This window comes from Lysobacter soli (assembly GCF_009755585.1).
GTDB lineage: Bacteria > Pseudomonadota > Gammaproteobacteria > Xanthomonadales > Xanthomonadaceae > Lysobacter_J > Lysobacter_J soli.
The window spans coordinates 92,986-108,272 of sequence record NZ_CP046603.1; the positions used below are offsets into that span (position 1 = coordinate 92,986).

The window sequence follows — 15,287 nt, forward strand, 5'->3', positions numbered from 1 at the left end:
CGCCCGAAGGTAAACCGGATTCAGGCTAGCGGCGGTTTTGTCGGCGGCGCGTCGGAAAGCGGTGCCACCGACGGCGCGTCAGCGCACCTGCGCGATCCAGTCTTCGAGGTTGTAGTAATTGCTGATGCGGTGGATGCGGCCGTCGCGCAGTTCGAAGAACGCGCCGCCCGGCAGCACGTACTTCTGTCCGCGCGCCGGCGGCAGGCCGCTGTCGTCGGCGAGGTATTCGCCGTGCACGATGTACTCGGCCGCGGCGCGCGCGCCATCGGGCGAGACCATCACCACGATGTCGTGGAGCTGCTCGCGATAGCTGCGGTGCATGCGCTGCAGGAACGCCGAGAACGCCTCGCGGCCGGTTTCGCGCGGGCCCTGGTTGAGATCGTGCACCACGTTTTCGCCCAGCAGCGCGACCATGCCGTCCCAGTCGGCGCGATTGAACGCGGCGTAGTAGGCCAGGATCAGTTCCGTGGCGCGGTCGTTGGTGCGGGTGCCGTCGATCTTCATCGCGAGTCCTTGCGGGACCACAGGCGCCGGCGAGCGCGGCGGGAGCGCCATGATAGCCGGCGCCCACGCGGGCCCGACCGTGACGTTCGCCATAAAGCGCGCGTGCGGCGACGTCTTCACGCCGCCTGCACGCCGCGCCTCGAGTCACGCAGTGCGGAACGCGAACGCGCAGATGTCGGCGCCGTCATTGCGGCAACGCGTCTCGACCACAAGCATCGGCTGCGCGCTGCCGGCGAGCAGCCCGCCGAGCATGCCGCGCAGGAAATGGCAGCACGGGCCGTGTTCGCCGCGCCGGCAGAAGGGGCTGTCGCTCACGTGCAGCGCCTCGCCCTGCAGTTGTGCCTGCACGATCTGGCGCATCGCCGGCAACGCGATGCGGCGGATGGCATCGCAGGTGGAGGTCGTCTCCACGCCCGCGAAATCGCGCGCCTGCACCCACGCGCCGATGCGGTGGCCGAGTTCGCTCAGCGCGAGTTCGCGATGCGCCTCGGGAAGTTCGCGTTCCAGTTCGAGCAGCGCGACGAAGATGTTCGGGTAGTCGTGCGTGAGCTGCGGCACGAGCGCCTCGATGCGACGCGAATCGGCCGCGCAGGGCGGCGTCGCCGCACAGCGGTGGTGGGTGATCGATGGCGGCCTTTCGACGGGAGCCGCGTCGGGTCGCGTGGCTTCGAAGGACGTGACCAGCGGATGCGTGGCCACGCATTCCTCGAGCGTGGCGAGGTTCTGCTGCGGGCCGCGCACCAGCATCGTCAGCACGACACCGTCCTCACCGCCGGCCATGCGCTGGCGCAGCAGCGTGAAGCCATGGGCGATTACCGCCTGGCCGAGCGTCAACAGCAGGCCCTCCCGGCGGTCGGAGACCACGCGGAATTCCACGTCCACCATCCGCCACCCCCATGGCCCGATGTCTGCGTTCGTGCGCCCGCGGGTCATGGGTGCCGGATCCCCATCCGGCACCGCGCTCGGCGACACGGTCGTCGCCGGCTTACGCCAGAAACGGCAAAGTGATTCTGGTCAATCCATCACAAAAAGCAAGGCGCCGGGGCGGCGCCCAGTGCCCGCATCAGGCGCGTCCGAACAGCGCCGGCAGGGCATCCGGATCGACGTTGCCGCCCGACAGCACGACGCCGACGCGCTGGCCGGCGAACAGCGGGGCGTGCTTCAGGATGGCGGCCAGGGTCACGGCGGACGACGGCTCTACGATCTGCTTGGTCCGCTGCCAGAACAGGCGCATCGCCGCGACGGTGTCGGCGTCTTCGACCGTCAGCACCTGCGCGCCGTGGTCGCGGAGCATGCGGAAATTGATCTCGCCCAGCGTGCCGCGCAGGCCGTCGCAGACGGTCTCGGGGGTGAAGTGGGTGACGCGCTGGCCCTTCGCCAGCGACGCGAAGGTTTCTGCCGCGCCGGCCGGTTCGGCCAGGTAGAGCCGCGTGCCGGGCGAACGCGCTGCGACGCTCAGCGCGGTGCCCGAAGCGAGGCCGCCGCCGCCCACCGGCACGACGATCGCGTCGAAGCGCTCCGGCGTGCACAGCAGTTCCAGTGCGGCCGTGCCCTGGCCGGCGATCACGCGCGGATCGGTGTACGGGTGCACGAGTTCGGCGCCGAGCTGCGCCTGCAGTTCGGTGGTGCGGGCTTCGCGGGCGGCGATGGTCGCCGCGCACCGGTGCAGCGTCGCGCCGTAGGCCTCGATGGCGGCGAGCTTCGCCGCGACCGCGCCTTCCGGCACGGCGACGTGGCAGGCGACGCCGCGCGTGCGTGCCGCCAGCGCCAGCGCCGCGCCGTGGTTGCCCGACGAATGCGTGACCACGCCGCGCGTGGCGGTGGCCTCGTCGAGCGACCAGATCGCATTGCACGCGCCGCGGAACTTGAAGGCGCCCGCGCGCTGGAGGTGTTCGGCCTTGAGGTGCAGCTCGCAGCCGGCCAGCGCGTCGAGCGTGCGCGAACGCAGCACGGGCGTCGCGTGCGCGTGCGGCGCGATGCGCGCGGCGGCGGCGAGGACGTCTTCGAAGGTGGGCGTCACGTGGGCGATGTCGTTCATGGGGCGATGGTAGGACTTATGGGGTTTTCGCAGGCGAAGGCGCGCGTGCGTTGAGCAGGCTCACCGCGGCCGAGCCGGCGACGACCAGCCCCGCGCCGAGCCAGCCCAGCGGCGTGATGCGTTCGGGCGCCAGCCACTGCGGCCACAGTGCGTGTACGGCCGTCGCCGCGGCGATGCACAGCAGCGGCGTGGTCGCGAGGATCGCCGACACGCGCGAGGCTTCCCAGTGCGCGAGCGCTTCGGCGAAGGCGCCGTACGCACCGATCGTGTTGAAGGCGCAGTAGGCGAGCAGCGCCCAGTGCAGCCCGTCGAGCCGCAGCAGCTGCGCCGGATGCGCGAACGGCAGCAGCGCCAGGCTCGCGAAGACGTAGATGAACCACAGGATCTGCATCGACCCCAGCCGCACCAGCAGCTGCTTCTGCAGCAGCGCGTAGATCGCCCACACGACGGCGCCGACGATCACCAGCGCCGAACCGAGCACGTAACCGGGCGCCTTCGCGCTCGCGGCGAGCTGGTCGGCGAAGAACAGCGCCATGCCCGCAACCAGCAGCGCCAGGCCCAGCCATTGCGCGGCGCGGAACCGCTCGCCGAACACCCAGATCCCGCCCAGCGCCATCAGCAGCGGCGCGAGCTGGATCAGCAGCTGCGCGTTCGCCGGCGTGGTGTGCTGCACGCCCAGCAGGTAGAAGACGTAGTTGCCCACCAGCATCAGCGCGGCGACGAACAACATCGTCCAGCCTCGGCCATGCAGCGCGCGATAGCCGCCCAGTCGGCCACGCATCCCGAGCCACGCGCCGGTGACCAGCGCCGCGACTAGGAAGCGGAACCAGGTCAGCGTGATCGGATCGAGCACCTGCAGCACCAGCTTCAACGCGATCGGCAGCGTGGCCCAGCATGCGGCGGTGATCAGGGTGAGCGTCAGCCCCAGCCGCCACTGGCCGGAGGCGCGATGCAGGTTCATTGGCGCGTCCGTCGCGAAGGGCGTGACATGCTGTCATCGCGCGAAACGCCCGGCAATGCACGCCTTGCGCGATCGCGCGCCACTACGCTGAACGCCGTCGTCGCCTTCATCCCGGCGCCGGAAAAATTAAGGCCGAGTTCAAAGCCCCGGCCGGAAGCTGGCGGCACACCCCGGGGGGTTCCGAACATGATCCGCAAACTCATCCTGCCTGCGCTGGCCGCCACGATGCTGGCCGGCTGCGTCACCGGCTACACCTACCGCGGCGCGGCCGGCGGTGGCGACTACTACCACGGCCAGCCTTCGGTCGAATACCGCTACTACGGCGGTTACGGCGGCTATTACGGCTATCCCTACGGTTACGGCGGCTACGGCTATTACGGCTATCCGTACCGTTACGGGTACTACGGTTATCCGTACGCGTACCCGCGCTATCCGGTGTACCGCTACCCGTATCGCTACGACCGCCACCCGGGCCAGCACTGGAATGGCAACCGTCCTCCGGGCCAGCACTGGAACGGCAATCGGCCGCCGGGCCAGGGCTGGTCGGGCAACGGTCCGCGCCCGGGCGTGGGCGGTCCGCGGCCGGATGGCCAGGGTCCGGGCAACAGCGGTCCGCGCCCGGGTCGCCCGGGCAACGTCGGCCCGCGTCCGACGCAGCCCCGTGCCGATGCCGAGCCCCGGCGCTACTCGCCGCCTCCTCGCCAGCGGCCCACGAACGCCAACCGCGGGGTCCAGCAGCACGAGCCGTGACCGCGTTGCCAAGGTCTCGCGCGCAGTCACATTTTTTCGCTTGCGCTCGGGGCCGACTGACGGCAATCTGCGGTCATTGACCGATTACGTCACTCTTGGACGTAATGAGTGAAAGTCGGCCCCAGGCCGAATGCTCCATGTCGGCGCTCGATGAGGAACCACGGATCCCCCCTGTTCCGTCCCCATCGAGCGTCGGCGCCCATCCCGGCGGGCGTCACGGCCCGCCAGAAACGCAAAAGGCGCCCTCGCGGCGCCTTTTGTGTGTCCGGGGTCTCCCGGCGAGCAAATAAAAAGGGGGCCGAACGTCCCCCGACATTCGGCCCCCGTGCTTCCCCTGCGAGCGCTTGACCAGCCCCTGTTCCAATTCCGGCCGGCGCCTAGCGCCTGCCCCGCTGGGTGCAGAGACTATGTCGCAGGAACCGTGCCAAGTTTCACCTGCCGTTCATTCTCGACGGCGGACGAGGCCGGGCTGACCTAGAATTCGCACCCCGGGCGCTCGTCCGGATCCCGATCGACCCAAGCCCGATGAGCCAGAACTTCTACCAATACGACGTGATCGTGGTCGGCGGCGGCCATGCCGGCACCGAAGCCGCGCTCGCCTCGGCGCGTGCCGGCGCACGCACGCTGCTGCTCACGCATTCGGTGGAAACCGTGGGCGCGATGAGCTGCAACCCGGCCATCGGCGGCATCGGCAAGGGGCATCTGGTCAAGGAAATCGACGCCCTCGGCGGCGTGATGGCGAAGGCCGCCGATGCCGCGGGCATCCAGTGGCGCCGACTCAACGCGAGCAAGGGCCCCGCCGTGCGCGCGACGCGCTGCCAGGCCGACCGCGCGCTGTACCGCGCCTTCATCCGCCGCGCCGTGGAAGCCCAGCCGAACCTGACGATGTTCCAGGCAGCGGTGGACGACATCGCCTTCGAGCAGGGCAAGGTCACCGGCGTCGTCACCCAGACCGGCCTGCGTTTCGACGCGCCCGCCGTGGTGCTGACCGCCGGAACGTTCCTCGCCGGCAAGGTGCACGTCGGCCAGACGACCTACGCCGCCGGCCGCGCCGGCGATCCCCCTGCCGTCGCGCTGGCGCACAAGCTGCGCGAAGGCCCGTTCGTGGTCGACCGCCTGAAGACCGGCACGCCGCCGCGTATCGACGGCCGCACGCTCGACTACTCGGTGATGGAGGAACAGCCCGGCGACGATCCGCGACCGGTGATGTCCTTCATGGGCACCACGGCCGACCACCCGCGCCAGGTGTCGTGCTGGATCACGCACACCAGCGAGCGCACGCACGAGATCATCCGCGGCGCGCTCGACCGTTCGCCGCTGTACACCGGGCAGATTGAAGGCATCGGCCCGCGCTACTGCCCGTCGATCGAGGACAAGGTCGTGCGCTTCGCCGAGAAGGCGAGTCACCAGATCTTCGTCGAGCCCGAAGGCCTCCAGGTCATCGAGATCTACCCCAACGGGATTTCGACCTCGCTGCCGTTCGACGTGCAGCTGGATCTGGTGCGCTCGATCCGCGGTTTCGAGAACGCGCACATCACGCGCCCGGGCTACGCGATCGAATACGACTTCTTCGATCCGCGCGGTCTGAAGACCACGCTGGAAACCAAGTCCGTCGGTGGCCTGTTCTTCGCCGGCCAGATCAACGGCACCACCGGCTACGAAGAGGCCGCCGCGCAGGGCCTGCTCGCCGGCGTCAATGCGGCGCGTTTCGTGCGCGGGCTGGACGGCTGGAGTCCGCGTCGCGACGAGGCCTACCTCGGCGTGCTGGTCGACGACCTGACCACGCACGGCACCAGCGAGCCGTACCGCATGTTCACCTCGCGCGCCGAGTACCGCCTGCAGCTGCGCGAGGACAACGCCGACCTGCGCCTGACGCCGGTGGGACGCGAACTCGGGCTGGTCGACGACGCGCGCTGGTCGCGCTTCGACGCCAAGCGCGAGGCGATCGCACGCGAGAACGCGCGCCTTTCCGCCATCTGGACCGCGCCGAACAATGCGCTCGGTCGCGAGGCGATGGACGTGCTGGGCATCGAGATCAGCCGCGAAACAAGCGCGCTCGACCTGCTGAAGCGACCGGAACTCGACTACGCGAAGCTGATGGCCGTGCCGTCGCTGGGCCCGTCAGTCGACGACGGCGCAGTCGCCGAACAGGTCGAGATCGGCGTGAAGTACGCCGGCTACCTCGATCGCCAGCGCGAGGAGATTGCGCGCCAGCAGCGGCATGAGGCCACGGCCATCCCCGACGGTTTCGATTACGCCGCAGTGCGCGGGTTGTCGGCCGAAGTGCAGCAGAAGCTCGAACGCGTCCGCCCGCAGACCGTCGGCCAGGCGCAGCGCATCCCCGGCATGACGCCGGCGGCGATCTCGCTGCTGCTGGTGCATCTCACGCGCTCGCGCCGGAGCCGGGTGGCGTAGGCGCTGCTTCCGGCGCGGCAGCGCTGACCACGGCCTACGCTGTGCGCCCGACCCACCTCCGTCATCCCGGCTTTCGCTGGGATGACGGGGTAGATCGGCGCGCATCGGCGTACCCTTCGCGCATGAGCCCCTCTCCACTGATTTCACTCGTGGCGCTGTCATTGGCGCTTTCCGTCACCGCATGCGATCGCGGTGCATCTGAATCATCGGCGCCATCGACAAGCGCCGCCCAGGCCGCAACAACCGCATCGGTCGCGGTGAAGCCTGTACGACAGGAAGCCTGGCCGCTGCCTCGCATCGAAGCCCCCGCCGCCCAGCCCGACCTGGTCCGTGGACCCGATGGCAGCCTGCTGCTGTCGTGGATCGAACACGGCGATGCGGCGCGTGGCGAAGTCGCACACACGCTGAAGTTCGCGCGGTTCTCGAACGGCGCATGGAGCGAGCCGCGCGAAATCGCGCGCGGTGGTGACTGGTTCGTCAACTGGGCCGACACGCCGCACATCGCGGCCACGCCGGACGGCGCGCTCTGGGCGCACTGGCTGCGCAAGTCGGCCAACGCAAAGTACGCCTACGACGTCGTGCTGGCGCGATCGGGCGACGGCGGCGCGACGTGGTCCAGGCCTGCGCCCGTGAACACCGACGGCACGCCGACCGAACACGGCTTCGTATCGCTGTGGCCGGTCGGCGAGAACCGCATCGGCGTGGCGTGGCTGGATGGACGCAACACCGGCGGCGGCGATCATTCGGCGCACGGCGGCCATGCATCCGCCGGCGCGAAGCACGAACCCGGCGCGATGACGCTGCGCACGGCGGTGTTCGACGCATCGCTCGCGCGCGCCGACGAACGGGAACTCGACGCGATGACCTGCGATTGCTGCCAGACCGATGCCGCGCTCACCGCGCGCGGTCCGCTGCTGGTGTATCGCGGCCGCACGCCGACGGAAGTGCGCGACATCCACGCGGTGCGAAGCGATGGTGCGCAGTGGCAGGCGACCGCGCGCGTGCACGCCGACGACTGGACGATGCCGGCATGCCCGGTCAATGGTCCCGCCGTCGCGACGCACGACGCGAACGCCACCATCGCCTGGTACACCGCGGCCGGCGACACGCCAACGGTGAAACTCGCGCGCAGCGTCGATGCGGGCGCGTCGTTTGCCGCGCCCGTCGTGCTCGAACGCGGGATGGCGGTGCAGGGACGCGTCGACACGGCGCTCGATCAACACGCCGCGTGGGCGCTGTGGATGGACGAGGATGCGAACGGCCAGACGCTGCGGTTCGCCCGCTTCGCGCCGGACCTGTCGCGCGAACTGCAGCGCGGCGATGTCGCGAAGTTGCAGGGCAAAGGCCGCGGCACCGGCATGCCGAAGATCGCGCTGGCCGAAGGCACGGCGTTAGTCGTCTGGACCGATGTCGTCGACGGCAAGCCGTCGCTGCACGGCGCGCGTTACGCGGCGGCGCCGTGAACGCGCCGCTGCACGGCGGTTGTCATTGCGGGCGCATCGCGTTCGACATGACGCTGTCGAAACCGGCGTCGGACTACGCGCCGCGCGCCTGCGATTGCAGTTTCTGCCGCAAGCACGGCGCGGCGTGGTTGTCGGACGCGCACGGCGCGCTGCGCGTGCGACTGCGCGGCGAGCCGACGGTCTATCGGCAGGGCTCGGCGCAGGCGGAGTTCATCGCGTGCGCGCACTGCGCGGTGCTGGTGTTCGTGCGTCACGAGCACGAAGGTTGCGTGCATGCGGCGGTGAACGTGCGCGCGCTGGATGCCGCGGCGTCGTTCGCCGGTGAGCAGTCGGCCTCGCCACAGAAGCTGGCGCCGGAAGAGAAACGCGAGCGGTGGACGACGCTGTGGTTCTCGGATGTGCGGATTGTCGATGCGGATGACTGACCAACCGTCATTGCCGAACCGTTGTCGTTCAAGAGAAGACAGGACGCGAGTCTGTCGCGGCATCAAACCGGTGCCGTCATCCCGGCGAAGGCCGGGATCCAGGCAGTCACCCTGTGACCCCCAGCCTCGTCATTCCAGCGAAAGCTGGAACCCACCTTGCTCCACGCGGTTTCGGTAGATCCGAAAGCGACGAAACCTACCCAGCCGCCTCCACCGCAAACAACTGCAGATCCTGCGAACCCATCCGGACCGTATCGCGAAAGGTGAGGCCGATGCGTTCAAGCACCTTCACCGACGCTGCATTCCCCGGCGAGACGATCGCCAGCAAACGCGGCAGCGCCAGCGTGCGCATCGCGTGGTCGCGCACGGCGGTGCACGCTTCCACGGCATAGCCCTTCGACCAATGGCGCGGCAGGAACGCGTAACCGATGTCCGCGTCGGGCAGCGTGTCGCGGCGGACGATGCCGGCCATGCCGAGCGGCTCGCCGGTTTCCTTCGACACCACCAGCCACAGGCCGTAGCCGTTGCGGGCGTAGCTCGCACGCGGGTTGGTCTCGATGTAGTTCACGGCGGACGGCAGGTCGTGCACGCCGCGATCGCCGATGTTGGCGAGGAACGACGGATCGGTGTGCAGTTCCAGGATGAACGGCGCGTCCGCCGCTTCGATCTCGCGCAGTACGAGGCGTTGCGTTTCCAGCACCTGCATCGGTGTTTCCCTTCGGGACGTTTCGTCGAACGGTGACGATCCCGCATCCGCGCTCCCAAGTCGAGAGCACGGCGCGCCGCCGCGCTTACTTTTCCTTGCGCCAGTTGAGCGAGGCGCGGCTTTCGATCGTGCTCGATTCCACCTGCACGTCGAAGCCCTTGCGCAGCAGGTACTTCAGCATCAGCACCTGGCCGGTGCCGAGCAGCGAAACGCCGTACCCGACGTACAAACGCGGCGAGATGTGCTTGCCGAAACCGAGCACGCTGCCGCCGAGGGTGCGGCTGTCGCTGACGCCCGCGTCGTCGAGGCCGAGCTTCGCACCCAGCTGCGACGCGATGAGGCTGCCGCCGGCCGACAGCGCGGCGCTGGCGGCGTTCACCTGGCGGCTTTCGTCGCTGCTGGCGCTGGCGAGCGGGCGGCCGAGCGTGAGGTAGGCCAGCGCTTCGGACTGCGACGTCGCGGGATCTGTCCACGCCGTCGCGGTCGGCGCACTCGCGCGGCCGCGGATGTCGACGCCGGCAGTGATGTCGCCGATCACGCGTTCGGCGCGGACGTTGAGGATCGGATCGGACACCGGGCCGCCCGACCACGACAGCTCGCCGCGCGTGATGTCCAGCTTCTGCCCGTACGCCTTGTAGCGGCCGCGCACCTGCAGCTGGCCGCTGGCGGTCATCTCGCGTCCCGGGTGCGAGCGCACGCGCATGCGCCCGCCCAGGCCGCCTTCGAGGCCGAAGCCGTTGAGCTGCACGTCGTCGCCGAGCACCAGCGTCAGGTCGAGGTCCAGCGGCGAGGCGGCGCTGGCTTCCGGATTCACCGGATCGAGCACCACGACGTCCGGCGATGCGGACACGCCCTGGTCCAGGCGTTCCAGGTCGATGCTCGCCGACGGGATGGTGACGGTGCCGGTCACGGTGATCGGCTGGCCGGCGGCGTAGCGCACCTGCACGTCGGGACTCGCGACGGCGTGCAGGTCGCGCGTGTCGGAGACGAGCACGTTCTGCCCCGTCGCCGTTAGCAGCAGCGGCGCGCTCGTGTTCTGCCAGTTGAGCGTGCCGTCCACGCGCAGGGTGCCTTCGCCGGAACGGATCTGACCGGCGATGCGCGCCGTGCCGTCGGGCAGGGCATCCAGGCGCACGTCGCCGTCTTCCAGCACGATGGCCAATGACGGGATTTCGGTACTGAACTTCGTCAGCCGAGCCTGTCCGCCGAGCTGCGGGCGCGCGCGCGTGCCGCCGAGCGTAATCCGCGCATCGAGCGTGCCCTTCGGATCCATGATGTCGGGCGAGAACAGCTCCAGCCAGACGAGCTCGGACGTGTTGGCCGATATCTGGCCCGAAAGCGGCGCGTAATCGTCCCAGCCCGTCGCGATGCGCGCGTCGATGCGGCCGCCGCTGTTGAAGGCGGTGCCGAGTTCGGCGCTGATGCGACGCGGATCGAACGTCGCCTTGAGCACGAGGTTCTCGTAGCTGAGCACTTCGCGGCGCGAGCGCTCGCTGTTCTTCATGCCGCCGCCGCTCGAACGCACGTTGAGCTGGCCGCTCCACGCGTTGCCGACCGGGCGCAGTGTGCCGTCGAGTGCGATCTCGCCGCGCAGCAGCCACGGACGGCCGTCCTCGCGCTCGGGCAGGTACGGCACGGCGAGGCTGAGCGGCAATCCGTCGCCTTTCACCGCAAGTCCGCGACGCGGCCAGTCGGCGTTCGCGCACAGCGAGCCACCGCCGCTGGAAACGAAACAGCTGTTGCTCAGCGACCCGTTGCGACCGTCCCAGCTGAAGCGCGCCGCTTCGTTCAAGCGCCACGACGCGCCGCGCACGGGCACGAACTGGAAGGCCGACAGCGCGCCCTGCCATGCGTTGCCGCGCTTGGCGACGTTGCCGGCCAGCGTCAGCGCGCCGATGTCGCCCTTCGCGTCGCCCTGCACCTGCAATGCTTCCACGGCGCCGCGCGCGTTCAACGAGACCGACGAGAGCGGCAGACCAACGTCGAGCCCCGTCGCGCGCACGGCAATGTCGCCGCTGCCGCGCTGCCACGGCAGGCGACCCCTCGCGGTGAGCGTCTGCGCCTGGTAGTCGCCGTACTTCAATCCGCTGCCGGTGAGGTCGACCGTGATGTCCGGCGCCGTGCGCGGCCCGCGGATCTGCGCCGTGCCGCGCAGCGTGCCTGCGCCGCCGGGCAACAGATCCGACAGCACCAGCGGCGTCAGCTTCGCGTCGATGTCGAGGGCGTTGCCGACGGTGCCCTTCGCATCGATGCGACTGCCGCCGAGCGTGAGCGCGACATCGCCCTGGTACGTCGTTTCGCCGCCGGCCGTCCCCGCGCCGCGCATCGCGAAGTTCGCGTTGCCACCGAGCGGGCGGTTGCGCAGGCGGCCGCCGAGGTTGCTCGCGGTCGCGCTGATATCGAGCCCGCCGTCAGCGCGCGTGCTGCCCTGCGTGACGAGCTTGCCGTTGATCGAGCCCTTGAAGTCCGGCGCGAAATAACCCGGGTCGAAACCCGCGAGCGTCGCGTCGATGTTCCAGCCCAGCGACGGCGCCCATGCGACTTCGCCGTGGCCGTCGAGCGTGCCGGTCGGCATGCGCGCCTGCAGCGTCTTGAGCGTCATGCGCTCGTCGTTGCCGCGGCCGTCGAAGGTGACCGTTGCTTCGGTCCCATCGCGACGCAGCGTCGCGTTGCCGATCGCCGCCCATGCCTTCATCGTGCCCGCGAAGCCGAGGTCCGCATCGACGCCGATGGCGACCGCTTCGGTCTGCGCGGCCGGCGCGGGCGCGGTGACCTTCTGCAGCTTGCGCGCGCTGACGCTGGCGGGTGGATTCGTCGAGGCGGGAGCCGATGCCGGCGTGGTCGTCGTTTCGCCGCCGAAGGTGAGGCCGCGCACGTTCGCGGCGAAACGGAACTTCGCGTTCTCCGCGTCGGTGAAGTCGGCCGTGCCGCGCAGCGTGGCGTTGCCATCGAAGATGCGCAGCGCGAGCGGCTGCACGTCGAGCACCTGGTTCTCCAGGCGCACCTTCGAGGGCAGCACCGTGGCGACGAGGTCGCCCTGGCGGAACTCGCCGCGCAGGTCGGCCGCGCCGCCCATGCCGTCGGCGCTGAAGCTGAAGACCAGCGGGCGATCGTCCTCGCTCGCTTCCGCGCCGGTGAGCAGGCCGATGTCGAGGCCTTCGGCATCCGCGTCGAGGCGCCACTTCGGTTCGTCGCGACCGTGCAGCGTCAGGCTCGCGCGCAGCGGTTGCGGCACGTGGCCGGCGATCGCGACGTTCATGCGCGACAGATCGCCGCGCGCGACCAGCCCGACGCGCGCCGGCGTGCGGCCGTCGGCGGCGGGCAGCACGGCGCTCGCGGTGAGGTCGGTGCGGTAGTCGTCATGCGGCACGTAGTCGCCGTGCACGTTGAAGCGGCCGCGATCGCTGTCGACGAACAGGTGTTCGACGTGCAGCTCGCCCTGGCGCGCATCCAGACCGCCGCGCAGTGTGCGCACGTCGATCAGCTTCTCGCCCGCCTGCGTGAGCAGGAATCCGTCGACGCGCACGTCGTCGGCCTGCAGTTCCAGCGGCGGCGCGATCTCCGGCAACACCTCGGGCCAGCGCGGCAGTTCGAACGGTTCGTCGGACTTGGGGATCTCGAGCTTCGCGTTCGCGATCTGCAACGCATCCAGCCGCAGCCGCTTGCGGAACAGCGGGCGCAGCGCCGGGTCCAGGTGCACGCGATCGGCGGTGAACACCATGCGGTCGTAGGTGAAGCGCACGCCGTTCATCGTCAGCGGGCCCGACAGCGGGCCTTCGACGCTGCGCCAGGAGAGCGTCGCGTTTTCCGGCAGGCGCGAGACGATCTGCGCCAGCAGCAGGTCGCGGCCGCCGATGCTGGTGAGCAGCCAGTACAGGAAGACGCCGGCGACCAGCGCGATCGCGACCGACAGGATGCCCGCGCGTATCGCCAGCCAGCGCATGCGGGCGAAGCGGCGCGCGCGAAGTTCGGCGATGCGCGTCTCGCGCGGATCCTTCGGGGTTTCGCTGACGGGAGTGGGCTGGCTCATGGGCGCCTCACCAGGTCGCACCGATGTTCAGGTAGATCTCGTAATCCGAGTCCGGATCGTTCAGGCCGCGCGCGATGTCCACGCGCACCGGGCCCACGGGCGAACGCCAGCGTGCACCGATGCCGACGCCGGTGTGCAGGTCGAAATTCTGGTCGCGATCGTTCGGGTCGGACACTTCGCCGCCGAACTTGTTGAACGCATCGCCCGCATCGACGAAGACCGCCGCGCCCCACGGGCCATCGTTGAAGTAGTGCTCGAATTCGGCAGAACCCGTGATGACGTACTTGCCGCCGATCGCGTACTTCTTGCCGTCCATGCCGATGGTGTTCGGGCCGACTTCGCGGAAGCCGTAGCCGCGGATGCTGTTGTCGCCGCCGGCGAAGAAGCGCAGCGAGGGCGGCATGTTGACCAGCGCGTTGGTGAACGTGCCGCCGGCTTCGGCGCGCAGGATCAGGCGATTGCCCGCGCCGATGCCCTGGTACCAGCGGGCCTGGCCCCAGGCCTGCGCGAAGTTCGCATCGGAGCCGACGTTCTCCAGGCCGCCTCGCACTTCCAGCGTCACGCCGATGCCGTGTCGCGGGAAGATGCGGTCGTCGGTATCGATGTACTCGGCGCGCAGCGACGGATACAGGAACGTCGCGTAGTTGTAGGCAGTGGTGACGAGTTCGTCGTCCTCGTTCGCGTTGTTGGCTTCGTCGGTGCCGGGATCCGGACCGTCCGCGCCGCCTTCGAAGGCCGCATACGCCCAGCGTTCGCGCAACGCGTGCAGCGCGGCGATCAGCGTCAGGCGACGGCTGACCTGACCGCTGCGGCTGGCGACGAGTTCGACCTTGCGCGTGTCCATGTAGTCGGTCTGTTCGTCGTAATACTGCGCGCTGAAGGTGTACCAGCCATCCAGCCACGCGAACGCGGGAATGCGGTATTGCGCGGTCGCGGTCTTGCGCTTGGACGCCCAGTCGATCTGGCCCAACGCCTTGTGGCCGCGATCGTTGACGTAGCGGCGCTCCATGCCCAGGCGCACGCCGGGGCCGCTGTCGGTGCCGTAGCTCAGACCGGCGGTGTAGATCGTGCGCTTGGCCGGCGTCAGCGTGACGGTCACCGGCACCTGGTTGTCGACGGCGTCGTCCGGGCGCGGTTCGATCTCGATGCTGGAGAAATAATCCAGCCGCGCGAGCGATTCGCGGAAGCGGTCGAGCTTGCCCTGGTGGTAGTAGCTGCCCTGTTCCCAGTAGATGAGCTTGTCGAGCAGGCTGTCGCGGATGATCGCGTTGGGCGTCTGCTCGATCTCGATCGGGCCCATGTCGTAGCGCCCGCCGCTGCTCCACACCAGGTCGATGTCGGCGGCGCGCTCGGCGCGCGTGATCTCGACGCGACGCGAGCTGAAATCCGCATCGAAGTAACCGCGTTCGGCGAGGCGGCGCGTGATGCGCGTCTTGCTCGCCTCGTACAGCTGGTGATCGAAGACGTCGCCGGTCTGCGGGCGGAACGCGGCCAGATCCTGCGACAGGTAACGATCGTCGCTGCCGTCGCCGATGATCGCGATGTCGGCGCGACGCACGCGCACGGGTTCGTCGAGCGTCACGTTGACGGTGACGGTCACGCCGGTATCGCTGTTGCCTTCGCGCGTGATCTCGATCTTCGGCGAGTAGAAACCGAACGGTTCGAGCGCCTCGCGCGTTTCGTCCTCGGCTTCGCGTACCAGGTACGCCAGACGTCGGCCGGGCAGCTCCTCGCCGATCGCGTCGACCACCGACAGCGCGCCGCGCACGTTCGCCGTCTTGGTTTCGTCCAGGCCGCGGATGTCCACGGCCTTCACCTTGGCTGCATGCGCCGCGCCGGCGGTGGCAAGCAGCAGCGCGGCGATGGCCAGGACGCGGGGGAAGGTCGGCATGCGGGGAGGATAACCGGGGCGTACGGCGAGGCTGGTTAACGGTCGGTGTAGGCGCGCACGAACGCGCGCCGCGATGCCGGGCCGCGCGGGCCCGGCGCGCGACG

General features: G+C 69.6%; 11 protein-coding genes. 4 read left to right on the forward strand and 7 right to left on the reverse strand.

Features of this window, described 5'->3' with window-relative positions:
• Positions 1–78: 78 nt before the first annotated feature.
• From GOY17_RS00425 to GOY17_RS00440, 4 genes are all read right to left on the reverse strand, one after another.
• The gene (locus tag GOY17_RS00425; RefSeq protein ID WP_115843310.1) at positions 79–504 is read right to left on the reverse strand and encodes a ketosteroid isomerase-related protein; all 426 of its coding nucleotides are present in this window, start codon (positions 502–504) and stop codon (positions 79–81) included.
• A 144-nt stretch (positions 505–648) separates the two neighbouring features.
• A complete protein-coding gene (locus GOY17_RS00430; protein WP_198173756.1) occupies positions 649–1,380 on the reverse strand; it encodes a V4R domain-containing protein in 732 nt (243 codons plus the stop codon).
• A gap of 187 nt (positions 1,381–1,567) precedes the next feature.
• Positions 1,568–2,542: a threonine ammonia-lyase gene (locus GOY17_RS00435; protein WP_157028848.1), complete on the reverse strand. Its 975-nt coding sequence runs from the start codon at positions 2,540–2,542 to the stop codon at positions 1,568–1,570.
• Positions 2,543–2,558: 16 nt separating this feature from the next.
• Positions 2,559–3,503 carry a DMT family transporter gene (locus GOY17_RS00440; protein ID WP_198173757.1) on the reverse strand — a complete coding sequence of 315 codons (945 nt, stop codon included), beginning with the start codon at positions 3,501–3,503 and terminating at the stop codon, positions 2,559–2,561.
• A 186-nt stretch (positions 3,504–3,689) separates the two neighbouring features.
• On the opposite strand from GOY17_RS00440, the gene GOY17_RS00445 reads away from it, so the two are divergent.
• From GOY17_RS00445 to GOY17_RS00460, 4 genes are all read left to right on the forward strand, one after another.
• A complete protein-coding gene (locus GOY17_RS00445) occupies positions 3,690–4,253 on the forward strand; it encodes a hypothetical protein (protein WP_157028849.1) in 564 nt (187 codons plus the stop codon).
• Positions 4,254–4,778: 525 nt separating this feature from the next.
• Positions 4,779–6,668: a tRNA uridine-5-carboxymethylaminomethyl(34) synthesis enzyme MnmG gene (gene mnmG, locus GOY17_RS00450; RefSeq protein ID WP_157028850.1), complete on the forward strand. Its 1,890-nt coding sequence runs from the start codon at positions 4,779–4,781 to the stop codon at positions 6,666–6,668.
• A gap of 257 nt (positions 6,669–6,925) precedes the next feature.
• On the forward strand, positions 6,926–8,131 hold the full coding sequence (locus tag GOY17_RS00455; protein ID WP_157028851.1) for a sialidase family protein: 1,206 nt from the start codon (positions 6,926–6,928) through the stop codon (positions 8,129–8,131).
• Positions 8,128–8,556, forward strand: coding sequence for a GFA family protein (locus GOY17_RS00460; protein WP_232338491.1), 429 nt, complete (start codon positions 8,128–8,130; stop codon positions 8,554–8,556). Before GOY17_RS00455 ends, GOY17_RS00460 begins: the two co-directional genes overlap by 4 nt.
• 196 nt (positions 8,557–8,752) lie before the next feature.
• Here GOY17_RS00460 and GOY17_RS00465 read toward each other — a convergent pair whose 3' ends face one another.
• The 3 genes from GOY17_RS00465 to GOY17_RS00475 all read right to left on the reverse strand — a co-directional run bounded on the left by GOY17_RS00465 (position 8,753) and on the right by GOY17_RS00475 (position 15,183).
• Positions 8,753–9,262 carry a GNAT family N-acetyltransferase gene (locus GOY17_RS00465; RefSeq protein ID WP_157028852.1) on the reverse strand — a complete coding sequence of 170 codons (510 nt, stop codon included), beginning with the start codon at positions 9,260–9,262 and terminating at the stop codon, positions 8,753–8,755.
• 85 nt (positions 9,263–9,347) lie between these two features.
• Positions 9,348–13,292, reverse strand: coding sequence for a translocation/assembly module TamB domain-containing protein (locus GOY17_RS00470; protein WP_157028853.1), 3,945 nt, complete (start codon positions 13,290–13,292; stop codon positions 9,348–9,350).
• A 7-nt stretch (positions 13,293–13,299) separates the two neighbouring features.
• Complete coding sequence (locus GOY17_RS00475; protein ID WP_115844765.1) at positions 13,300–15,183, reverse strand: autotransporter assembly complex protein TamA; 1,884 nt, start codon at positions 15,181–15,183, stop codon at positions 13,300–13,302.
• Between the last annotated feature and the right edge of the window lie 104 nt (positions 15,184–15,287).